Origin of the sequence: Brevibacillus laterosporus (assembly GCA_007833815.1) — a bacterium.
In the GTDB taxonomy this organism is placed as follows: Bacteria; Bacillota; Bacilli; order Brevibacillales; family Brevibacillaceae; genus Brevibacillus_B; species Brevibacillus_B laterosporus_D.
This window is the reverse complement of sequence record CP033464.1, coordinates 3,193,097-3,214,143: the sequence shown is the minus strand read 5'-3', so window position 1 is coordinate 3,214,143 and position 21,047 is coordinate 3,193,097. Positions and strand designations below refer to the sequence as shown.

Genomic DNA, 21,047 nt, shown 5'->3' with positions numbered 1-21,047 from the left:
ATGTTTCCTCATTATATACCAGTGGTAGAAAATGTTCTTTATAAGCACAAAAGTGCGATACAAACGTAGGCGAACCAGGAGATACATACTCTCCTGGCTATGCCTACTTGTAATCGTTAAAGGAACAATTGATCTTTATCTATGTTTTTTCTATCACATCTGACGTTGCTTTACCATCTCTTTTTTATCCCGTCGTCTCATGTAAATCGCTGTACCTAAGGCAACTAGACCAATGGTTATGATACCGACGTAACCCAATTTAGCACCAAAAACGAATAGCGCTGTTGTAGGAACCGCACCATCTACCAAAGAGGAAATTGCCGCCGCACCCTCAGGGAATTTGAAACCTGCCATATTTGCCGCAGTCGTAATGAGTGGGGATACATAGGTAGCAAGCAACAAACCTAGTCCAAGAGCAATCGTAGAACCTAGCACAGTCCGTACCACGTTTCCTTTAAAGACTGGAACCATCAAGCAGACGATAAACGGGATGGTTGCCAAATCTCCGAAAGGTAGAACTTTATTACCAGGCAACAGTACCGCCAATGCTAGTACAATAGGGATCATAATCAAAGATGACGCGATGGCAGCCGGATGTCCTACAGCAAGCGCAGCGTCCATCCCGATGTTTACTTCTCGATCAGGGAATTTGCTACGTACGAATTCGGAAGCCGCTTCTGATACAGGTAATAACCCCTCCATAAGAACCGCTACCATGCGCGGCAACAGTAACATAACAGCAGCTGTGTTTACCCCTAAGGTTAAGACATCTTTTACATCCCATCCTGCCAATAGACCGATAATAATACCAAGAATAAGACCTAATACCGTAGATTCACCCAGCACGCCCAACCGTTTTTGAATCGTGTCAGGATCGGCTTTCAGGCTGCGTAAGCCAGGAATCATGTTAAATAATTTTTCAAGCGGCATGGCAATGACATAAAAGGCTGTAGAAGTACCATGGGTGAATGTAATCCCTTGATAACCATAAAATTCAGAGACATGTTTCGACGACATGTCAGCTAGTACCAATAACACTATCGCATGAACAATCGCTGTTAATAGACCCATAGCTACACTGTTGGTCATGACCATAACCAATGATCCAGTAAAGGCAATATGCCACAGGTTCCACACGTCTACGTTCAATGTTTTGGTGAGTCCGAACACCAGCATTGCCAAGTTAACCCCAAGTCCAATCGGGATAGCAAGTGCTCCTATCGTCGTCCCAAAAGCGATGGCAGAACTAGCTGGCCATCCTACATCGATGATGGTTAACTCCACACCCAAGTTTTTGACCATATCTTGAGCTGCAGGACCGAGTGAACTGCTAAGCAATCCAATAATCAGATTCACCCCGACAAATCCAATCCCGATGGTTAAACCAGCCCGAAATGCCTGTCCGGGCTTGGTTTTTAAGAGAATCGCAAAAATGAAGATGATTATGGGCAATACGACAGTTGGTCCTAAGTTAACAATCTTTTGTAAGTACTCCATTCTCTCATCCTCCTACCTCAGTAAAATAGCTATTCGTTCATCCGTTTCTCAATTTCGGCAAACACTTTTTCTTTACCGATCCCTGTTAACAGTGGAACAGCATTAATTACTTTTTCTTGCAAATTAGCTGGCACCGTCGTTGTAGAGATAATGATGTCGTATTGATCACCTTTATTTAAAATATCGCTTACTTTAGATTGCTCCAAATTAGCTTCTAATCCTTTTTCTTGGAAAAACGTTTTTAATTTTTGCATGACCACCGTAGAAGTTGCTACCCCTGTACCACAAATCACCATAACTTTTTTCTTTGCCATCATGAAGACCTCCTTTAATTAGTGGTTGTGACTATTAACTGGCTGAATAACTGAGAAAAACTCTGCTGAAGTACTAGCCTGACTAAGCGCCTCTAAACGTGAAGCATCCTGGATGAACGTCATAATCTCTTCAAGCATTTCCAAATGAGCCTCACTTTTTTCAATCGCTAACATGAGAATAAGCTTGACCGAAATGGTTTTGTTTGCATCTGCCATACAATGAAATTCTGTGCCTTGCTTCACTACTCCCAATGCGATTGTTTGTTGTTTAACGTGACACGCATCCGTATGCGGAATAGCCACATGCACATCAGCCAACTCCAAACCTGTGGGATAATGTTTTTCACGGTCCTTGACAGCGTTTACATAACTTTCATGTACAAAGCCGTTACTCCATAACGATTTCGCCATAGTTTCCAGAATTGCGTCTTGTCGAGTTTCATCCGTAAATATAAACAGATGATCCGTTTGCAACATCTCCAAAAATGACATGTGGATTCTCCCTCCTATCCAAACTCTTTCTCTTTTTTGTGTAAAAAGCCAACATACCTAAACAAAAAGGGCCAGATCGTATGCTTTCCATACAAATCTAGCCCGCGGCTCTTTTCGCAAATTATTCCATTGTTCACCGTTACATTTGTTCTTGCTTTTATCATTTGTTCCTTACAGCATAATCATACTATCCTTGCAGACAAACGTCAACAACATTTTCTTCACTTTTTATACCGAAAAGAAAAAAAAGCGACACGTGGCCGCTTTTCACTCTACATTTTCTACCATTATTCCTCTGTATCTATAACTCCATGTCTGGTTTGGATAACCGCCTTGCCACGTACCTTAATAGCTGATGTATGCTCCGTAAATTGGGCTAGCAATACTTCGCCCTTATCTAGTTTTTCTGTATGGTGGAAACGTGTATCTGTACCACGAGTTAATCCAATAACATGTACCCCGTTTTCTTTTGCTTTAATGACAAAAAAGTCTTGGTTGCTACTGCTACGTTGTTGTTCCATCTATTTGTCCCCCCATGAGAAATTCTCTCTTTACTATACCCTACCTATTCTTCCGCTTGCAATTTTGTCGTAATTTTGGCGACATAGCGCTGTGTCTCTTGTGGAAGCTTAGCTGCTAGACGATCAAAATCTTCATCTGTTTCAATTCCAGCCCTTCTGACTCGACCAGATCCAGCATTATAAGCCGCTAATGCAACCTTTACATTACCATCATATCGATCCAGTAATTTACCCAGATATTGAGTACCACCCGTCAAATTTTGATCAGGATCATAAGAATTGCGTACCCCTACACTTCGAGCAGTGTCATCCATTAATTGCATGAGTCCTTTTGCTCCAGCATGGGAAGTAGCATCTGGATTAAAATTAGACTCGGCACGTACCACTTCTCTAACCAAGTCAGAGTTCACTCCAAAACGTCTGCTCACTTGCTCGATTTTATCCACGATCTGCTGACGGTTCCACGACATAGATTCGCTCCTACTAGAGGACGGGTCTCCTTGCATATCGCTATATGAGGAGGAAGAATAGACCATGGAAGAATTCCAGTTATTCATCCCGTTTTGCTGCTTCGTACCATCTAGCTCAGCCAGTACTTGCTCTCTAGAGATAACTTTTTGATATTTTTGTAGCTCATTGTCGAATACATCAGAAAATAAGGCCTCTTGTTCATCAGCGTTCGTTTGATTTTGCAAAAAGTCTTGCAATTGTTCTACATTAGTAACGTCCCCTGATGACCATTGTCCATTAGATGCTAAGGTTCTGGCAAACTGATTACTATCTATTTTCACGATTAGATCATCCATTCTCCTCTGTCTTTTATGTTCTATTATAAGGGAAAGCTTTCCATACAGCCAAGGGGAAAAAGGACTGTATTGAAGAAAAATATCTTTACTAGAATTCATTTTAAAAAATTGAAAATAGTGAAACATATTGGATATGCATACCGTATGATTAAGTAGCGAATTCTTTTCAAAAAGATTTAGGAGGAAGTGGTGGGAAGCGTGAATGAGTTTTTACTAGTCCTTATTTATTTTCCAGTGGCAGTTGGAATTTTATCAATTATTGGTACGTTAGTTTGGAAACGGTTTTATCTAATGCCAGCAGGGACTTTTGTATTATTTACGATCTTAACCTACACCTGTTTTAATGATTCGTTTTTTATTTGGGTTGTCGTGTACACTGGTCTATCCTTAGTTGCTTCGCTTGTGACGTATGGGGTTTATCAGATGTTTCTACGAGGCAAATAAACCGTCATTGTAGCAAGTAAAATCAGTCGTCGTACGTGGTACTCTACCAAAAAACATCATGGATATGACGTAGTCAGATATTCCTTATCCTTGTTGGAATGTAATGATTTTTCTATGTTAAAAGATCACAGTTAAATTTCTAAAGCACTACACTATATTGTTTAATTTCTTTTGTTTAACTAACGGACAGGCTAATGATTATTAAAGGAAACGGATTGATTGCTATTTTATTCTAGAGACTATAAAATTAACTAGGAAAAATATAACTCAATGAAGGAGTCCTATTATGAATTACAAGTCTCTCGTGGAGAATCTCGTACTACAATATTCCAAAGTTATTAAAGAGTTTTCTCAATCAGAAGATAATAAGAACGTTTATGCATTGTTATTTCATGTAGACCCATATCATGGAGCTATAACACTTTATTTGAATAATGAATCGAAACTAAAAGAAACTGTTTTAAGATATCAAAATATGTATCCAAATGACAGCTATACAGAAGAAAGTTTACGTCACAGCTCAGGGGATTTTTCATTTGTATACCATGCTGATGAGCTATCTTCAAACATCAAGGATTTATTGAAAACCTATTATAATCTGGTTGTAGAAGAAATTGATTATGAAGATACAGAGAGATATTGGATTGAGTTGTTTACATTTACAAAAGCAATCAAAAGAACTCTCCAAAAGCTAGAACAATACATACTGTTACTTGATAAAACAGATAACTTCGATTCATATATTGAATTCCATGATACAGATGAAGAGGATACTAATTTTCTTCTAGAAGAGTCTGAATTAGTTGGGATGATATAAAAAACACCTCCTAGCGTACGTCTGCTAAGAAGTGTTACTTTTCAAAATGGTCGGAATGCAGGGATTCGAACCCTGGACCTCACCCACCCCAAGGGTGCGCGCTACCTGGCTGCGCCACATCCCGATTCTTTTAACGGGTCATACATCGTAAAACGTTGATTTGACGGGGTTTTTCTGTTGCTAATAGTCGCGTCTAATTGTTCGATTAATCGAAGTATATCATACAGCCCCGCACCCCGCAATACCTGATAGCGCACCCATCGCTAATGTTTTTATTACTCTCAAACGAACAATAATTTCTATTTCGCGATAAATTATTCGGCATCTTAACGAGGTCAGATCGTACACATCATCGATTTGAAATACGTTTTTTAGCACGACTACGACTGACGTAAGCATAATTCCGATAGAAATTCGGTTCAAAAACTATATATTAATGAAGAAAAAGACCCGGGAAACCTCGGGTCTCTTCTATTCTAATCGGTAACGTGATAATTCTCCAAATTAAAACCGCCCGACACGAGAGAGTAACTCGATGTGAGGCGGTGTATCAATCTCTTATTAAAGATCGTCTAAACTATCGATATATTCCATAAACTTAGTTTGTATGTCAGTTAAGTCGTCGGGGTGTAAAGTCCCAATCCGATTAATAAACGCGGATTTAGGAAGCGTTATTGTTTTTGCTACACGTGCGGTCGACTTAAATCGTAGGTTTGCTTCTTCCCAGTAAACGATCGGAAGGTCAAATTCATCAGTATTTCTTGGTGCGGTTTTTGTCACTTTGACAGATAATACCTCCACGGTATCAATGTCAAGTACAACTACAGGACGGTTAATTGATTCAGAAGGATTTTCCTCAAGTGGAAACTTAGCAAACCATACATCACCTACTACTAAATCCATTATTTCTTGGTAATCTCCCTATATAAATCGTCCCATTCGGTTTCTTTTCTCCATGTATCGTTCTTAGAAATTAGTACAAGTCCGTCTTTACTTCTTGTTGCATTCGACTCTGTTGCTCTTCGGATTTTATCCTTATTCTTTTGAACGTACGCAGCGAATCCGGCCATACGATCACGCTCCTCAACGTTTTCCTTCTCGTCCTTATCCATATTATAACACCTCTGTAAAGGTTTTTTAAGTATTTTTTATAAGTGTGTACGAATTACCTTATCCATATACAGTACATTATATGAATAATCTTCATTTCTGAACTCAACTTCTTATGAAACCGCCGTAATATTCCCGAAATCCAACCACGTCCATTCACCGTTTTCCTCCTCGATTCTAACCTGTTTCATAACGGTAGCGAACGCCTTAGCAACGCCCTTCACCGTTTGAAACTCGCCCCCATTTTCGGACACTCTACGCCAGTATGTAACGGTTAACTCGAATGAATAACGTTTACTATCCGTCAATTTATAATTGATCGCCATGATCTCGTCGTGATCGAGGTCTGGCTTCGGCAACAACGATAATTCCCTTCGGTGTTTAAGGTACCATTCGCGATGCTCCGGCAGTACCAGACGCATGGAGCCGAATAGGTCGTTAAGCTTTGTTCGTTTTTCCATAGTAGAACTCGTCCTCCGTCCATAGCCAATCTATCAAGTCTAGGTTAGGTGATACAACGATGTCAACGATTTGATCGACGCGGATTATGATCGAGTTCCAGTCCGTCAATAGCTTGATTTGTTCGTAATCCTTAGTCGCGATCCAACCCCATGCGGTATGAGTTCCTGTTTGATCGGACCATATAACCAGTAATGGTCTTGTTGTTGAGTATTGATTCTTGTATGATATACTGCGCATCATCTGGTTGAATACGCGAGATAGGGGTTACCTTCTCGACAAACAAGTCTAGCATAGAGACCGCCGCCTTTTGTTTTATATAGAACGTTTGTTCTTATTATACGCGAACGGTATGAGAACATGCAATCAAGAAATTAATGGGCAGTTATTCTTTCTATTGTATTAGTGAGAGCTATACGTGGTCTCACCTTGAAGGTCTGGTGCAACGTGAACTAGAGTCTATTTCGATTTTCCTTCATTACTATCCGGCTTGACGTACGAATATGCACCCGCCGCCGTCAACCCGACCACGACCGTAGTCAATAGATTCTCCTTCAACGCGCCATCCGGTAGAAACACGAATAGGCCCGAAATCGCCATCGCAGCCAACGGAGCATACTTCGTCGGTATTCCGAATCCCTTCGCTATTCCCGTCAATGCCGCCACGATTGCGGCCAATGTCGCGATATCGTACGTAAATTCCATGTTACGCCCCCTCCTTACCCGATACTCGATCCGCCAGTACGAAGACGAGCCACGGCATATCCTCGATTACTTTCTGCGGTTCTTTCCGTAAACGTTCCTTCCACTCGGCCGCATCCGATAACATCGACTTTGCCGCGAAGACTATCGATCGACTTATCCGCTAGTTGTAATTGCCATTCTTTCAACGCCAATTCTACCGCCTCCTCTATTTTCTTTACGGGTACAGCCGGAGCGACCGGCTTATCAAAACGGGTTAACTTACTTCCGTTTACAATCGACATAATCAACGAAACGTAATTCGGATCGGTCGCGTAGCCGCCCCGTTTGACTGCTTCCGCAAACTCTTGGGGCGTCTCCGCTTTCCATACGCCCGCATTAACGTAGCGCGGCTTCTTTAGTAAAGCGAAATGGTCGTCGATGGCCTCGCCGTAATTGTTGTACGCACGGAATCGCACCTTGACCTGTACCTTCGTCTTAGCACCGGACGCGTCGAGTACCTTTACGAGATCACCGCTGGCCCTCGCCTTTGCTACGTCTGCCGCGGAATAATACTCCGTGGTCAGAATCGTAACGCTACCGGCTGGCCCCGTTCCTTTGATGTTGCCGAGATTATACGACTCGCGTCCCGTTACCAAATCGCGGGGCGTACGTAGGTCCCATCCGACCTCTAGGATGAGTTGCGCAATGACACCGGACGCGCACGGATAGCGCCCGACTACATGCGGTGAAATCAACGAGATAAGTCGTTCCTGTTTCGTCATGTTACCGACCTCATTTCGTAAGAAAATAAAAAAGGATGGAACCGATAAAACTCGTTCCCATCCCGATAATTACGCCCCAACTTCGGCGCGAGTCCGCTTTGATTTCCGCAATGTCACGGGCATTCTCCTGTGATAGCGCAAATGCATCGCGTGCTTTATCGTTCACTTGATCGAGCTTTTCACGGTCCCGCGATAAGTGGTCGACTTTCTCTTCCACGCGAACCATGCGCTCGCGGACGTCTTGTAAAATGGATACGGTATCGTGTTCTCCCATACGTGTCCTCCTAGAATTTGATTCCCGTGATTTCTTCGTATTCTTCGGGCGTAATCTCGCCGAACGGGTTGGTCTCCGTCTTTACCGCGAGACGTAAATTTTCCGCCGTGATCCAATTGTATTTAAACGCGAGTGACCAGAAACGCACTATTGTCCGCCCCCTTTCAATTGGATGATGTCGAGTCTTAAAATGGCTAACTCCTCGCCTAATGACTGGAATAACGCGTCCTTCTGCGATAGCTCGATCTTAGTTTTCGCGATCTCCTGCCCGAGTGTAACGATAGGCATGTCGGCATCTATACGCTCCTGCTCGATCATGGACAACGATTTAGGTTTTGTGAGAATCAATCGAATGCACCTCCAAATCCTCTTACGATAACAGGCTCAGTTGCCGAACCTTTGACAAAAGTAAACTGTAAGCTAACGCCCCATTTTTCCGCTGTTTTTTCCTTATTGGTGAAGATAAAGCCTCGGTTGAACTTAACAAAATTCGTTGCGTCTTCCCATGTTGGTGACTCATCGTGCCCGTTGTTACATACTTCCACCTTGTAATCCGCTCCTGGTGGTACGGTTGCATCGATGGTTACCAAAATGCGTTTAGCAGCGATGTCTGTATCAAATGATTTCTTCAGAGCGAACGCTATCTTGTCGGCTGTTCTGCGGAATGTATACGACCGCACCGATGTCATGCCTTTGCTGTCAGTCGCTTCGATCGTTAGCGTGTGTACCGCTGTTAAAGAGAGCCGTAACCACATGTCTTGTGGAATGGTCACGGTATTTTCCTTGCTGTCAGTCCCAGTGAATGTGCGGATAGCATTGCCGTTGATTTTCTCCGTAATGGTAAACGCGTCACCCTCTGGCTCTGTGACTGTGTAGTTCTTGGAAGGAATGGCACTTAACACACCGAGGTCCTCATTTTGTCCGCTGATAACAGGCGGTCGGTTGTGGACGGCTCGGAATTTACGTGTGACCTCTGCTGATTTGCCGCCTTGGTCGTCTTCTGCCCAAATGGTAAGGGTATGATCGGTGTTTTCTGCTAGGTCAGAACCTGTGATATCGGTAGTCCCGTCATAGAGACGCTTACTCCGGAATGTTAGCGTTTTGGCAAAAGAAATAGGCGTGCTGCCGTTAGAAACTCCGGATTGCAACGCCCTTGTGGTGCCGTTGTTGATGCGGTACTTAATTGTGACTACGTTGTCCTTATCGACGTCAGACGCGCTTCCCTCGATTTTAAACGTAGCGTTTTCGGTTAGGGTTTGGTTGTCGGTTGGAGACGTGAGTGCTAGAGTAGGCGCTTGATTTAAAACTTCGAGTACAGGCCGCCAACCTATCCAGTTGCCTCGAGCCCCAGAATACTCAGGTGTCCAGCGACGAGGCGTGGAGTAGCCTCTTTTAGCTCGATTGTCGAGGTTTTGACTAGTTGTTTCTCTTACCCATGAATTCACTCCTATCCAGTTCCACAAATAATTATGATTGCCATTTCTTTTTGTATCATTCATTCCTTCTTTGAGATCAGAAGGTACTGGGGATGGGAGATTGCTTACTTTATCCTCATTTACGATAAAACGATCCAATTCGTTATCCTCCGGGAATCCGCCAAGCCACTCACCTCCCATAGGGCGCTGGTCGGCCCCACCTGATAGCAGCCTTAATTTATACCTATTGCCATCAATAGTTATCGTCTTGCCATATGCGCGTTTGTCACTACTAAGATCACCCCAGCTTATGAAAGTAAGAATAACCCTGTCACAAATAAGTAGTGTACTACTTCCGTCTCTGATCTTGTGCCAATGTAGTTGGTTATCCGGGTTAGAATCCGTGTCGCCGATATTCCAATTGGTAATAACCGGGTCTCTTCTAAAGTCAGCTATATTCCCTCTACCAGGTCCCAAAGACACGTCACTAGCCCAAGGATTTGTCGGTCTGGGGATTACCGTTGTTTTATTGCGCAGTGTCCCCAGTTTCACTAAACCTCCATACGTTGCCATCTACAAAACCACCAGCCTTTTATTAGCCTCGTCATACCAGCCTTCTGTTAACGTGATGTCATTAAGCGTTGCAAAATTCTCGAAGAACACGTTGTCGGTGAAGTTGTTAAACACCGCATCTTTTATCGTCTTCACGTCAATCTACAAGGCCGAAATAGCCACGGTGTGCTGTTCCAGTAGCTTGTGTGCATCGTCTATTCCTTTTTCCCATCGGTTGACGTCGCCCTCCGTGATATCATCCTCGAACTCCCAGTCTAACCGTGCGTTATACGACATCAACGCGCCCCCTCTCGTATAGCAAAATCGAACCGAAACTCCAAACGTTGCCCTTCGCTTACTGGCACGTCCGTTTTCCGCTCCGCAATCAATCCGCCGGCTTCGTCATACAATTTTAATGAAGAAACATGCGCGATCCTTTCGAGGTATTTCCCGTCCCTCATGATAACGGCACGCATCAGATGCGCCATGTGACGATACAACTGCGTATAATACTTCGCGAGATAATGCCTCATTTATCGTAGCTTCGTTGTGTACGTCCATGAGCTTTGTTTGTGCAACCACATCGACGTAGTGTTCGATTTTCCACTTACGCCCGGCCGCGTCTATAATGGCGTTATCTGCTGAGTCACCGAGTGTCTTACGTATGCGCTTAAGCACGTCAGCCGTTATCGTTCTGCGTCCGTTGACACCGGTAGCCATCTGCGACCGCATAGTTTCGGCAACAGCCTTACGAACAGCCGCGCGGACTCTCTTCGTTACGTTGTCCGTCACCGCGAGTAAATCAGTCTGCGTATCGGCAATTGCGGCGGCGACGGCGTGCTGATTAATCGGATTTAGCTTCGCTTTCTTGAGCGCCTGTTTACGGTCGGTAGCGAGTCCTAACGCAAGTAGAGTTCGAGCAACGCCGTCGTAAGCCGCTTTCGGAATGACACGCGCTACCCATTCCTTTGTCTTTTTCGCTAGATTCGTAAGTATCACGGTAATTTGTGCATATACAGCCTGTGCGTTGGATCGGGAGAAATCAGGAAGATCAACGCGTTGTAATTCAGATTGCACGTCGTCTAGCGCTTTTTTGTACGCCTCGGTGATCTCATTAACGTCGTAGTCATACGATGGCTTCGGTGGCTCGCGAAAATCACGCATCTACTCCACCGACGCTCCCATTAAAAATAGACGCGTCCACCGTCCCGTTCGAGGCTTCTTCGTCCTTTTTGATACGTTCGATGGTTTCACTAGCCTTCTCATCGTCTACCTCAGATAGCACTTTGATTGCGGTACGAACATCTATCGTCGGCTTACCGCCCGTCCTAATGTCCATGATCTCCGCAAGTTCTTTTTCGTCGCGAGGAATCCCGTCTTTCCAGCTAATTGTTGGATAAACTGCCTCGTAACTTTCAAACCCGTCAACTCTGGCATTAGCGTAGTTCTCTAGCAATTGGGCGGAGTATAGTGCGTCCCTAAATGCTCTATCAATGTGGGCTCTTATCCGCTTAACTTTCGATAGTATCGGCATAAAACGAGCCTGAATCGCTGAACCGTCGGTATGTGACGTACCCGTTCCGCCTTTGTCTTCTGCAAGTGTCGTACCGAATAACCATTGCGGTGTCTCGCTCATCTGGAATACGATACCCAGCAGAACGTCTAGTTCCTTAAAGGCACCATCTAACTGCGCGTCCCACGTCATGTATCCGGGAGTAACATCCGACTTATCTACGGGGAGATAACGTCCGCTGAACCGTACGTCTGACTCCCCTAAGTCGGGGCCATACGCCGTCGGATCGCTGTGTTTCCATAGGATGTAATCGATCTGTACGAGGCGGTCGTTAATCGCGGCCAGTACCGATTCTATTTTTTCGATACCGCTGCTTCCGCGCCAATCGGTATCCGTAGACTTATACGGGATATGGTGAATTGCCATATGGGACAGGCCGGTTGCAACAACGTCTTTCTCGTGGCCCGTGCTGACCGACTCGCCTATAGTGAACGTTTGGATAGGTGCGTCATATCGAGTATCTACGGATTTGGGATGCAATCGGAACCGCTCGTATATTATCGCCCCCGGAACGTGGCGTTCGACGTTAAGATAAGGAGTCTGCGTTGTCTTCGAGCCCTCGACGATTGACTCGAACAATCCGCTCGCCTCCGTCACCCACTCGACCCACGCAATATTAATCGCCTTGAATCGTTTACGCGAACCTTTCGATAACTCAGGGAATACATTCGATGGGTCAACCGCTTCAATAATCGGCTCGGGTTTAACGTTGATTTCGATGCCTTCAGGTACCTCCGATAGGTCCTGACATTTAGCGTAGTACGTTTTAATGAACGCGTCTCCTCGTATGCCCGCACCGGTGACTAGCTCATGGCCTAACACGTTCAAATCGTTCTCTTCAACGATAGAGGTCAGTCGTTGTTGCTCGACGGAGGCGTCTGGCTTACCGGATTCATACGAAGGAGGCTCACCGAACATCAAGTCGGCCGGCTTCGTCAATAGTACGTCCATTAAATTGACCGCGATATAAAGCTTCGACAGTTGGGTGGCGTGCGGCGTATCCTTTAGGATTTCGGTTGCACGTTCGAGTACTTCCGCCTGCTTACCGTCAAATATCTTGCGACCACGATAGTATTTGGACAGACGTTCGATATCGCGAGCCGGTGGGAATTGTGCGCCTGTGACGAATAGTTTGTTAATTTGTAGCACCCCCTAACTAATCATGATATATTCAAAGGTATAATACAAAATATTACAAAAAGGAGTTATTATGAAATTATCTAAAAGTTATCTAGGACCCGCCATTGCTATTCTGGTTATTGTAGCTCTCTACATCATGGTTAGTTTCAAAAATGAACCAGCCTCGGATAATAACTTAATGCAAACAGAGAGTAAGGAAAGTACTCAGGATAGGGATATACCTTCAACTAACACTTCACCTTCAACCTCCTATCCCAGCCCTTACACAAGGGATGATCTATTGAAAGACCCCACTGCTCCCAGTAAAGACCCTCGTGACTATGATTCAAATGGTCAGTTTGTACCACACAATGGGCCATCTAAAGACGCTGCTGATTACAACTCCTTCGGTGAATATAAACCGATTGAAAAAATGTCTCAAAAAGAACTGGAAGAAGAGTTCTCAAAAATGCTTGAAAGCAACGGCCTATTAAACAACTAACGTATTTCAAATATATAAGCCATTATTATAAAAGCTTCACTTTTAAAGTCGTTAGAGACAGCCATTAGAATGTAACTAACGACTTTTCCACATCGGAGAATGTTCGACTACCAATTGCTACAATCCTGCGGGCTTGTCGATTACTCGTTTTCTACGTAATTTTGCCGCGTCACAGGCCATGTGTAAAGCGTCCGGACCATCGTCATGATTATGATTCGGGTACATCTCGAACATTTCGATAAGCAAACGTTGGTCCCGCTTAAACCGAATCTTCCCACTCTGAATATCCGGTAATAACGATTCAATGCGGAGTGCTTTACGCATACGTTGCTTGATCTCCTTCAAACGCCGATGCGTAGGGTATCCTTTTCTCCGTAATTCTTCCGCCAGTTTATGCGCGAACCATTCTTGCGCCTGTTGCGCCTCGACCGCAATACCTTCGTATTGGGACCGTAATGCCCTGTCCACCGTTTCGTTTAGCAGTACGTCGGGATGGACGCGTTTAAGAAAGACGTCGGTGACGTAGCAAACACCAGTGTCGCGGTTTCGGGCGAGTGTGATAATAGCCGAGTAGTCGCCTTTCTCTTTTCCCATGGCAAAGTCAATCCCTGCGTAATAGTCGAGGGTCAGTTCCTCAAGTTCAGAATCGATATAATAGGTAAACTGCTCTGGATCGAATATCTGCGACTCTTCATCGACGGGGTTGCCGAGATACTCTTGATTGAAGGCGCGGGCTCCCATCGACTCTCGCTTCTCCATGAAGTAGAGATACGTATACATCTGCGGCCAAAGGACTTCAGTGCCCTTGGTCATTTCCTCCTCATTGCTCCTATAGAAACTCCGTGCGAGTTCTTTTGCGTCGGGACGATCTTCGACGTAGATTCTTCTCCATTCGTCCCATAAGTCCTCACGCTCTGACCAGCTTAAAATAGCAGGGAATTTCCTAGAAACGAAGTCCTTACCTTTGGTCAGTACGTGATTAAGCAACGAATCGTAGTGCACGATTGTTCCCATGTATACGCAAATACCACCAGACCCCAATGCCTCCAACATCTCAGACCTAAACCAATGTAGGTTTTTGGCGCGAGTCTCTGGTGTATTGGTATTTTCGGCGGATTCCAAGTCATCGAGAATAAACAAACCGGGCCGCTCACTCAAATGACGCAGACCACGCATCTGAGTCCCGATCCCTTTCGCCTCTACCTTCGTGCCTGTTGACGTAATAAACTCGTATTTGTTGTCGACTTCATTCATCGAGGGCTTCGGGTGAAGTAAGGGCCCGAAATCTTCCCGTAACTTCTCGTTGAACTTGAGCTGGTTAACCGTCCATTTGATAAAGTCACCGGCTACGTCGGTAGTTTCGGAGACCTCCACGATGTACTTCTGCATGCGGAACGTGATTTGGTGGCATAGGTACGAGTTCGATAGGTACGCTGTTTTCGCGTGACGCCGCCCTACTGACCACGCCACATTCTCGCTAATGTCTCCCTTTACGGATCTGATCTAGAAGACCACACAGCGTAATATGAAAAGAGGCAGCGCCCTCTAGCGTCTGCCCCTTCGGAATTAAATTCGAATTGTTATCGGGATTCCTGTCCTCTGAAAAATATTCGTACGTGAAAAAGAGAACGTCATGTTCGGCGCGATGAACTCGTTCTAGTTTTTCGAGTTCCGCCACGACGTTTTCCCACTGGTCTAGATCGTATTCGGTAAGGCTACCGCTTTTCGCTAGTTTCTTATACGCGTCGACAAGACGGTATCGTTGCGTGATTTCCTCTTCCCGAGCTTCCCGATCTAACCACTCCCCGTTAAGATATGCCATCGGTATCAGGCTCCTTGGATCGTTCCAGCAACGCCGCTAATCGTTCGTCGATAGACTGTAGCGAACGCCCATCATCGTTTGTAACCTCCGACTTATCGATCAACAGACCGCCGAATTTATAAAACAGCTCAATCCCCTTCATCGATCCTTGACCCTTTAACGTCATATCCAAGTGCTTCTCCATAATCTGCGGAAGATGCGACATAAATGCGTTTGCGGACAGGCCGTTCACGTAATCGATAAAGGTCTCGTTATAGTTGCGCCATTTGTAGAGTGAGCTAACGGAGCAACCCGCTTCCTTCGCAATTTCATCGAGCTTCATTCGCCCTTTTTCCGCGCCGACGGGGTTTTTGGCTAGAAAGTTATTAACCGCGAGTAACTGCGCCGCCTTAATCTGTTCTTGGGTAAGCCGCGCCTCTAACTTGCGTAAATCCTTCGCCATGTTATCGTCTCCTTTCGTAAATTGAGTACAAAAAGAAGCCACCGATAGGCATTCGGTAGCTTTCGTTTAAATTAGACCCGGTGATTTAAAACCTGCAAGAAATAGTCCGGCACCAGACCGCGGGGATACCGACGGCCGCCTTGGGGGATTCGTAAGTCGCTTATTTTTCGATAGTTACATACGTTACGTCACCGTAATTACTTACTTTAACGTAGTATCTTCCGTTTACTCCATGCAACCGTTATGCAAGCGTACAGCCCCGTCATTCTCCCGTATAACGCCGTGTTCGCACTATATATCGATATGCATCCGATTATGTTAACTGTATAACGAAACGTAACCATACGAATGCTGTAACGGCGCGGACTACGTATGCGAACAGCCGTTGACATACTGTAGATTATCGGACTCAAACGTATGTTCTAATACAACCGTATACATAATATGTGCATAAATGGGGAACGGGTGCAGATCGCGCATATAACCGTTGGTTAATACGTATAATTGACGCAACTCAACGGTGACCCGATGTTTTCGGAGGGCACGCGTCTGGAACGTCCGTGCGGATGTATTCGGCTAGATAGTCCTTTTGATTCGGTATGTATCGGTAACAATACGTAGCTTAATCCGTCCTGACGCTTCATTATATACGCGAAGAAAACGTGATCTTGACGTAGCGTAACGATTGTGCTTCCGTAGACATAGAAAAACGCGGAACCAACGAGTGGCGCCGCGTGCTTACTTCCGATTAATCTCTACGTCTCCAGTCACGGTATCTATCCGCGATAAATTCCAACGAAGCCCCAATGAGTAGTAATGGTACGTGGTACCAACGTAGTTCACTAAACGGATTGAAAGCGATCATCCCCCTCTTACTCTTTACGTAACACAGGTAGTAAGCTACGGCTCAATCGAGCCTTCGCCCTCAGCGGACAAGCCACCTTGTACTGTTCGGTTGTTTATCGTTTAGCCATCGGTGTTTATTCGTCTCCTTTCCGTAACCATAAAGCTACTGCTATAAGTAGGATAAGTCCGCCCAAACACGTCCAATAAGGTAACGCGAATAACACACTGATCCCCCACGCTATAAGTACGATTCCTACGAGTATTGCCGTAAGAACTCCGAGTAACATTAACGCGATCTTAGCGTAGAAATTAGGTCCGAAGAGCATCGTGTACTACCGCCTCCTTTCCGTCTCTATGAAGTTATTGTTAAACGTTCACTTTGCTAAGTAAAGACGACCGCAATCGTTATAAAGCTTATTTTCATAGTAAGGGAATAACGCAAAAAACCCCGGAAGAAATCGAGGGCACTGAAAAAGTCCACTTAACAAAAAAAAGGTATAATCCCTCATTTTTCGAGGTGATTGTACCTTTTTTCTGTATAATAAAAGTATCAATTTATGTGGGTGGGTACGATGATTCAAAAACAACAATCAATGATCTTCAGTCCATTTATAGCTATATATGATGTAGTCGTTCCGAAGGATAATTTGTTACGAAAAATCAACGAACTTATGGACTTCTCTTTTGTGTATGACGAGCTTAAGGATAAATACTGCCTAGATAATGGTCGTAAAGCTATTGATCCTATTCGTATGTTTAAATATTTATTGTTGAAGTCTATTTATGATTTGTCTGATGTAGATTTGGTTGAACGTTCGAAATATGACATGTCATTTAAGTATTTTCTCCATATGGTACCAGAGGAGAAAGTGATAGAAGCGAGTTCTTTAACCAAATTTCGAAAGCTACGTTTAAAAGACATTAACCTTCTAGATATGCTTATTAATAAAACAGTTCAAATCGCTATTGAAAAGGGGATTATCAAAAGTAAAGCTATTATTGTTGATGCTACTCATACGAAAGCTCGCTATAATCAAAAATCTCCGAAGGAGATCCTCACGGATCGATCAAAGAAATTAAGAAAAGCCGTCTACACAATAGATGAAAATATGAAGCAGAAGTTCCCTGCTAAAACAACATCCAATGTATTAGAGGATGAAATAGACTACTGTCAAAAGCTCATTGACGTAATCGAAAAAGAAGGCAATATCTCCGAGTATCCAAAAGTAAAAGAACAGTTAAATCTACTGAAAGAAACTGTCACTGATGACCTCGAACAGTTGCAAATCTCAGAAGATCCTGATGCAAAACTTGGTCATAAAAGTGCAGATTCCTCGTTTTTTGGCTACAAAACACACTTGGCAATGAGTGAAGAAAGGATAATCACAGCCGCAACAATTACTTCTGGAGAAAAAAGTGATGGAAAGCAATTACAAACGTTGATTGAGAAAAGTATAGAAGCTGGCATGGAGATTGAAACAGTTATCGGTGATACAGCTTATTCGGAAAAAGATAATATTATTTACAGTAAAAAGAATGAAATCAAACTAGTTTCTAAATTAAACCCTCTCGTTACGCAAGGGAATCGTAAAAAGGAAGATGAATTTGAATTTAATAAGGATGCCGGGATGTATGTGTGTAAAGCAGGACATATGGCAGTCCGTAAAGCTCGACAAGGGAAAAAAGGTGTAGGGAAAAATCAAACGGATACGTATTACTTTGATATTGAGAAATGCAAGCAATGTCCATTGAAAGAGGATTGTTATAAAGACGGAGCAAAAAGCAAAAGTTACTCAGTGAGTATTAAATCCAGTGAACATACTGAACAGGCAAAATTCCAAGAGAGTGAGTACTTTAAAGAAAAATCAAAGGAAAGATATAAAATTGAAGCGAAAAACAGTGAGCTAAAACACAGACACGGGTATGATGTGGCATCATCTTCGGGTCTTATTGGCATGGAGTTACAAGGGGCAATGGCTATATTCACTGTAAACTTAAAAAGAATATTGAAATTAATGGATTAAAAACAAAATAATAAACCGATGAAAATGGTAAAAAGACGACTCTTGCATTCAAGAAATGAATTTGAGCCGTCTTTTTTTTGATAAAGCTATATAATTCCTTCGGAAAATCGTAAGATTTTCAGTGCCCTCAAGAAATCCGAGGTTCCTTTTTATTTCACTATATCATTAAAACAATGTTATAAATGAAAATAATAATACCAATAGAAAGATAAATGAGAAGAAAAGAACTAATATAATTGAATATTTTTCTTATTCTTGGTAATTTTTTATTGTTTAAAAAAAACAGTAAAATAAGTGTAAGTACAAGAAAAGTTATATAAAAAAGAATAACCCATTTATTAAACATGATATTTAATAGTATCATTCCGAATCATGCGCGTCTCTGAATGCGCGTTTAACCTTTCTTTCCTGTAGGAAAATATCAAGCAAATTTGAACCAGCCCACCCAGCAAAACCTAGTGCGGCAAAAGAGGCTAATATCTTCTCGTCTGGCCAACTAGTTCTGGCATTCGATATCGCCTGTTTTGCAGCAGCTACAGCCCCAGCCGAACTAAGAGCAAGTGCAGCCTCGCGTCTTAATAACTCGTCTAATTGATCTTGATAATTGTACAAATCATTTTTATTCTTTTTAGTTTGTTTAATATACTTTCCCCTCTTTCCATCCCCGATATCCCAGTACAGTGAGCCATCATCATACTCATAAATCTTGTAATAATAATCATAATACGCAACGCTTGTACTCTCTATACGCTTCCTATCAGAGGTAGCTCTTTTGGCTCTTATTTTTTCAGATGAAACTTCCTCTTCGAATACCTCCTCTTGCTCAAGATTTATTTCAGTTATAACCCCGTCTTCATCAAATTTTAAAATATTTTCCATTTTATCATAAGTTGCTTCAATTGTACTATTTTCAGTTGTTATACGAACTGTTCTTTCGAGTTTATCATCTTTTATTATTTCAACTTTGTATTCATTTCCCTCACTATCCTTTAAAACTTCCACTTGACTACTATTATTGTAGTCTTGACTGTAATCTCGACCTACCGCAAAAGCCGAAACGCTAGACGTGGTAACTAATGATAATACTAGAGCACTCGATATGACAATTTTCTTCAAAAGTAATCATCTCCATTTAGGTATTTTTTGTAAAACGAGCTTTAATTATACTAAACTTTTTAAAAAATTACAAATCATACCATAAATAGATTTTTGCTCATTTTCTTTCATATAAAAACAAAAATTCATTTATTTTAAAACTTGGAGGAATGATATACAAAAAACAGGTTAAGAGTGACCTTCCTCAGCGGACAAGCCGCCTCGGTATCAATATCTTCTATCGCGTCATAATTACTTCTATACTTTGTTCGCGATGAAAGATGATAGCGAGGCAACTTGTTTGCCGAAGCTCGGCGTTAGCCGATGTTACACGTCTCTAAAGATAAAGAGAAGAAAATCTGCAAAAACCGCCTTCCGCCCCGCCAGTACAACGCTATCCCCACTTTCAATAGGTTCGGTTTTGACCTCACTGAACGGGGTAAAAGGTTCGGTTTTGACCTTACTGAAACGACTTCCTCCGGTGCTCCTCGAACATTCTCCGTACGACCCTCGTATATTCATCCTCGTATTCCTTCCGAAACATCACGTCTGGGTGTACGAGATAGTGCGTTGTGTTCCGGCTTCCCGTCGTCATGAGTACGCCCTTACTCCGTAGTTTCCCGACCAATTCCGAAACCGTCTGCGGATCGTGTCCGATCTTTTCTGCGAGTTGCTCACGGTTCAAGTGCCGAATAACCTCCGGATTCACCTCGTCTGGATTGTCGCAGAGATAGTACGTCTGGTAGTGGAAGAACGGAAGTATCTTGTATAGCAATCCGATCTCACTAAGCGTCAGCTCCTCCGCAATCTCACGCGCCTTCACTTGGTATATTTTCGTAAAGGATGCGCCAGTCAGAACGCCGCCCATCGAATGGAAATCGACGCTAATGTAATACACGTTACTGCGCCCTTCCTTCTCGCACGAAATAACGCCAAGCGCCTCTAGACGCCTAAGTATGTCGGTCGTCTGCGTTTTTCCCCGTCCGAGCCACGCGCAATATCCGTCTGCTTTAAAGGCCTGCCGTCTTGTACGAGCTTTCCCTCGCTCTTAAAACGCAAAAACGGAAGCAACTTGATAAGCGCTCCCGCCTCTATTAACGTTAAATCTCGTATGATTCCGAGTATGGCTTCGTGATAACACGCGACCCAATTTAAGCCGCGATAAACCAACCTCATTCGTTCGCGTTCGAAATGCTGACGGGTTGCTTCCCGTTGGGCATCCGTTTGTATAGTTACGCGAGACCCGTCCGGTATAAACGTACCGATTTCACCCGTCTCGGGATGGTATGTACGTTCTAGTACGTTGCTCATGCGCGATCACCTCGAAATATTGTAAACGGTCCGCAACAGATCATCGTCGTCGAACCGAAGCTAATTCCCCATAATAGAAGATTACGCCAGTCAAAAACTACCCTCATCCTATCGCTTCCCAATCCGTTATATTTACGCTCCCATAA

Annotated in this window: 22 protein-coding genes, 1 tRNA gene and 5 pseudogenes; 4 read left to right on the top strand and 24 right to left on the bottom strand. The window is 43.5% G+C overall.

Annotated elements, in window-relative coordinates; genetic code table 11:
• Positions 1-153 precede the first annotated feature (153 nt).
• The 5 genes from EEL30_16795 to EEL30_16775 form a co-directional block, all read right to left on the bottom strand.
• Complete coding sequence (locus EEL30_16795; protein ID QDX93801.1) at positions 154-1,497, bottom strand: PTS galactitol transporter subunit IIC; 1,344 nt, start codon at positions 1,495-1,497, stop codon at positions 154-156.
• 29 nt (positions 1,498-1,526) lie between these two features.
• Complete coding sequence (locus EEL30_16790; GenBank protein QDX93800.1) at positions 1,527-1,811, bottom strand: PTS galactitol transporter subunit IIB; 285 nt, start codon at positions 1,809-1,811, stop codon at positions 1,527-1,529.
• Positions 1,812-1,829: 18 nt separating this feature from the next.
• Positions 1,830-2,303 carry a PTS sugar transporter subunit IIA gene (locus tag EEL30_16785; protein QDX93799.1) on the bottom strand — a complete coding sequence of 158 codons (474 nt, stop codon included), beginning with the start codon at positions 2,301-2,303 and terminating at the stop codon, positions 1,830-1,832.
• Positions 2,304-2,590: 287 nt separating this feature from the next.
• On the bottom strand, positions 2,591-2,824 hold the full coding sequence (gene mtrB, locus EEL30_16780) for a trp RNA-binding attenuation protein MtrB (protein ID QDX93798.1): 234 nt from the start codon (positions 2,822-2,824) through the stop codon (positions 2,591-2,593).
• Between the two features lie 44 nt (positions 2,825-2,868).
• Positions 2,869-3,630 carry a lytic transglycosylase domain-containing protein gene (locus EEL30_16775; protein ID QDX93797.1) on the bottom strand — a complete coding sequence of 254 codons (762 nt, stop codon included), beginning with the start codon at positions 3,628-3,630 and terminating at the stop codon, positions 2,869-2,871.
• A 198-nt stretch (positions 3,631-3,828) separates the two neighbouring features.
• On the opposite strand from EEL30_16775, the gene EEL30_16770 reads away from it, so the two are divergent.
• A complete protein-coding gene (locus EEL30_16770; GenBank protein ID QDX95798.1) occupies positions 3,829-4,074 on the top strand; it encodes a DUF2651 domain-containing protein in 246 nt (81 codons plus the stop codon).
• Positions 4,075-4,360: 286 nt separating this feature from the next.
• The gene (locus EEL30_16765) at positions 4,361-4,891 is read left to right on the top strand and encodes a hypothetical protein (protein ID QDX93796.1); all 531 of its coding nucleotides are present in this window, start codon (positions 4,361-4,363) and stop codon (positions 4,889-4,891) included.
• A gap of 47 nt (positions 4,892-4,938) precedes the next feature.
• Here EEL30_16765 and EEL30_16760 read toward each other — a convergent pair.
• The 14 genes and pseudogenes from EEL30_16760 to EEL30_16695 form a co-directional block, all read right to left on the bottom strand.
• Positions 4,939-5,015 (bottom strand) — tRNA-Pro (locus EEL30_16760).
• Positions 5,016-5,452: 437 nt separating this feature from the next.
• Positions 5,453-5,794: a PemK family transcriptional regulator gene (locus EEL30_16755; protein QDX93795.1), complete on the bottom strand. Its 342-nt coding sequence runs from the start codon at positions 5,792-5,794 to the stop codon at positions 5,453-5,455.
• Positions 5,794-6,003: a hypothetical protein gene (locus EEL30_16750; GenBank protein QDX93794.1), complete on the bottom strand. Its 210-nt coding sequence runs from the start codon at positions 6,001-6,003 to the stop codon at positions 5,794-5,796. Before EEL30_16750 ends, EEL30_16755 begins: the two co-directional genes overlap by 1 nt.
• Before the next feature lie 111 nt (positions 6,004-6,114).
• Positions 6,115-6,462 carry a YolD-like family protein gene (locus EEL30_16745; protein QDX93793.1) on the bottom strand — a complete coding sequence of 116 codons (348 nt, stop codon included), beginning with the start codon at positions 6,460-6,462 and terminating at the stop codon, positions 6,115-6,117.
• Positions 6,440-6,746: pseudogene (locus EEL30_16740) on the bottom strand (hypothetical protein). The gene EEL30_16745 and the pseudogene EEL30_16740 overlap by 23 nt, the downstream one beginning before the upstream one ends.
• Positions 6,747-6,919: 173 nt before the next feature.
• The gene (locus EEL30_16735; GenBank protein ID QDX93792.1) at positions 6,920-7,165 is read right to left on the bottom strand and encodes a hypothetical protein; all 246 of its coding nucleotides are present in this window, start codon (positions 7,163-7,165) and stop codon (positions 6,920-6,922) included.
• A gap of 1 nt (position 7,166) precedes the next feature.
• Positions 7,167-7,926: pseudogene (locus EEL30_16730) on the bottom strand (mannosyl-glycoendo-beta-N-acetylglucosaminidase).
• 10 nt (positions 7,927-7,936) lie between these two features.
• Complete coding sequence (locus tag EEL30_16725; protein ID QDX93791.1) at positions 7,937-8,200, bottom strand: holin; 264 nt, start codon at positions 8,198-8,200, stop codon at positions 7,937-7,939.
• A gap of 10 nt (positions 8,201-8,210) precedes the next feature.
• Complete coding sequence (locus EEL30_16720) at positions 8,211-8,348, bottom strand: XkdX family protein (protein QDX93790.1); 138 nt, start codon at positions 8,346-8,348, stop codon at positions 8,211-8,213.
• Positions 8,348-8,548 (bottom strand): hypothetical protein, encoded by a 201-nt coding sequence (locus EEL30_16715; GenBank protein QDX93789.1) that lies wholly within the window; start codon positions 8,546-8,548, stop codon positions 8,348-8,350. The genes EEL30_16720 and EEL30_16715 overlap by 1 nt, the downstream gene beginning before the upstream one ends.
• The gene (locus EEL30_16710) at positions 8,545-9,090 is read right to left on the bottom strand and encodes a hypothetical protein (protein QDX95797.1); all 546 of its coding nucleotides are present in this window, start codon (positions 9,088-9,090) and stop codon (positions 8,545-8,547) included. Before EEL30_16710 ends, EEL30_16715 begins: the two co-directional genes overlap by 4 nt.
• Before the next feature lie 1,098 nt (positions 9,091-10,188).
• Positions 10,189-10,464, bottom strand: a pseudogene (locus EEL30_16705) (hypothetical protein).
• Between the two features lie 105 nt (positions 10,465-10,569).
• Positions 10,570-11,331 carry a minor capsid protein gene (locus EEL30_16700; protein ID QDX93788.1) on the bottom strand — a complete coding sequence of 254 codons (762 nt, stop codon included), beginning with the start codon at positions 11,329-11,331 and terminating at the stop codon, positions 10,570-10,572.
• Complete coding sequence (locus EEL30_16695; GenBank protein ID QDX95796.1) at positions 11,324-12,823, bottom strand: phage portal protein; 1,500 nt, start codon at positions 12,821-12,823, stop codon at positions 11,324-11,326. Before EEL30_16695 ends, EEL30_16700 begins: the two co-directional genes overlap by 8 nt.
• A 127-nt stretch (positions 12,824-12,950) precedes the next feature.
• On the opposite strand from EEL30_16695, the gene EEL30_16690 reads away from it, so the two are divergent.
• Positions 12,951-13,361 (top strand): hypothetical protein, encoded by a 411-nt coding sequence (locus EEL30_16690; GenBank protein ID QDX93787.1) that lies wholly within the window; start codon positions 12,951-12,953, stop codon positions 13,359-13,361.
• A gap of 117 nt (positions 13,362-13,478) precedes the next feature.
• On the opposite strand, the pseudogene EEL30_16685 reads toward EEL30_16690, so the two are convergent.
• The 3 genes and pseudogenes from EEL30_16685 to EEL30_16675 all read right to left on the bottom strand — a co-directional run bounded on the left by EEL30_16685 (position 13,479) and on the right by EEL30_16675 (position 16,797).
• A pseudogene (locus EEL30_16685) lies at positions 13,479-15,183 on the bottom strand (hypothetical protein).
• On the bottom strand, positions 15,170-15,625 hold the full coding sequence (locus tag EEL30_16680; GenBank protein QDX93786.1) for a hypothetical protein: 456 nt from the start codon (positions 15,623-15,625) through the stop codon (positions 15,170-15,172). Before EEL30_16680 ends, EEL30_16685 begins: the two are co-directional and overlap by 14 nt.
• A 980-nt stretch (positions 15,626-16,605) precedes the next feature.
• Positions 16,606-16,797: a hypothetical protein gene (locus EEL30_16675; GenBank protein ID QDX93785.1), complete on the bottom strand. Its 192-nt coding sequence runs from the start codon at positions 16,795-16,797 to the stop codon at positions 16,606-16,608.
• Positions 16,798-17,043: 246 nt separating this feature from the next.
• On the opposite strand from EEL30_16675, the gene EEL30_16670 reads away from it, so the two are divergent.
• Positions 17,044-18,495 carry an IS1182 family transposase gene (locus EEL30_16670; protein QDX93784.1) on the top strand — a complete coding sequence of 484 codons (1,452 nt, stop codon included), beginning with the start codon at positions 17,044-17,046 and terminating at the stop codon, positions 18,493-18,495.
• Between the two features lie 360 nt (positions 18,496-18,855).
• On the opposite strand, the gene EEL30_16665 is transcribed toward EEL30_16670, so the two are convergent.
• Positions 18,856-19,611, bottom strand: a complete 756-nt coding sequence (locus tag EEL30_16665; protein QDX93783.1) for a hypothetical protein — start codon at positions 19,609-19,611, stop codon at positions 18,856-18,858.
• A 439-nt stretch (positions 19,612-20,050) separates the two neighbouring features.
• Positions 20,051-20,901, bottom strand: a pseudogene (locus EEL30_16660) (hypothetical protein).
• Positions 20,902-21,047: the final 146 nt, after the last annotated feature.

Coding starts and splice junctions, on each gene's coding strand:
- EEL30_16795 (QDX93801.1), bottom strand. CDS start 1,497: ATGGAGTACTTACAAAAGATTGTTAACTTAGGACCAACTGTCGTATTG.
- EEL30_16790 (QDX93800.1), bottom strand. CDS start 1,811: ATGGCAAAGAAAAAAGTTATGGTGATTTGTGGTACAGGGGTAGCAACT.
- EEL30_16785 (QDX93799.1), bottom strand. CDS start 2,303: ATGTCATTTTTGGAGATGTTGCAAACGGATCATCTGTTTATATTTACG.
- mtrB (QDX93798.1), bottom strand. CDS start 2,824: ATGGAACAACAACGTAGCAGTAGCAACCAAGACTTTTTTGTCATTAAA.
- EEL30_16775 (QDX93797.1), bottom strand. CDS start 3,630: ATGGATGATCTAATCGTGAAAATAGATAGTAATCAGTTTGCCAGAACC.
- EEL30_16765 (QDX93796.1), top strand. CDS start 4,361: ATGAATTACAAGTCTCTCGTGGAGAATCTCGTACTACAATATTCCAAA.
- EEL30_16755 (QDX93795.1), bottom strand. CDS start 5,794: ATGGATTTAGTAGTAGGTGATGTATGGTTTGCTAAGTTTCCACTTGAG.
- EEL30_16750 (QDX93794.1), bottom strand. CDS start 6,003: ATGGATAAGGACGAGAAGGAAAACGTTGAGGAGCGTGATCGTATGGCC.
- EEL30_16745 (QDX93793.1), bottom strand. CDS start 6,462: ATGGAAAAACGAACAAAGCTTAACGACCTATTCGGCTCCATGCGTCTG.
- EEL30_16735 (QDX93792.1), bottom strand. CDS start 7,165: ATGGAATTTACGTACGATATCGCGACATTGGCCGCAATCGTGGCGGCA.
- EEL30_16725 (QDX93791.1), bottom strand. CDS start 8,200: ATGGGAGAACACGATACCGTATCCATTTTACAAGACGTCCGCGAGCGC.
- EEL30_16700 (QDX93788.1), bottom strand. CDS start 11,331: ATGCGTGATTTTCGCGAGCCACCGAAGCCATCGTATGACTACGACGTT.
- EEL30_16690 (QDX93787.1), top strand. CDS start 12,951: ATGAAATTATCTAAAAGTTATCTAGGACCCGCCATTGCTATTCTGGTT.
- EEL30_16680 (QDX93786.1), bottom strand. CDS start 15,625: ATGGCGAAGGATTTACGCAAGTTAGAGGCGCGGCTTACCCAAGAACAG.
- EEL30_16675 (QDX93785.1), bottom strand. CDS start 16,797: ATGCTCTTCGGACCTAATTTCTACGCTAAGATCGCGTTAATGTTACTC.
- EEL30_16670 (QDX93784.1), top strand. CDS start 17,044: ATGATTCAAAAACAACAATCAATGATCTTCAGTCCATTTATAGCTATA.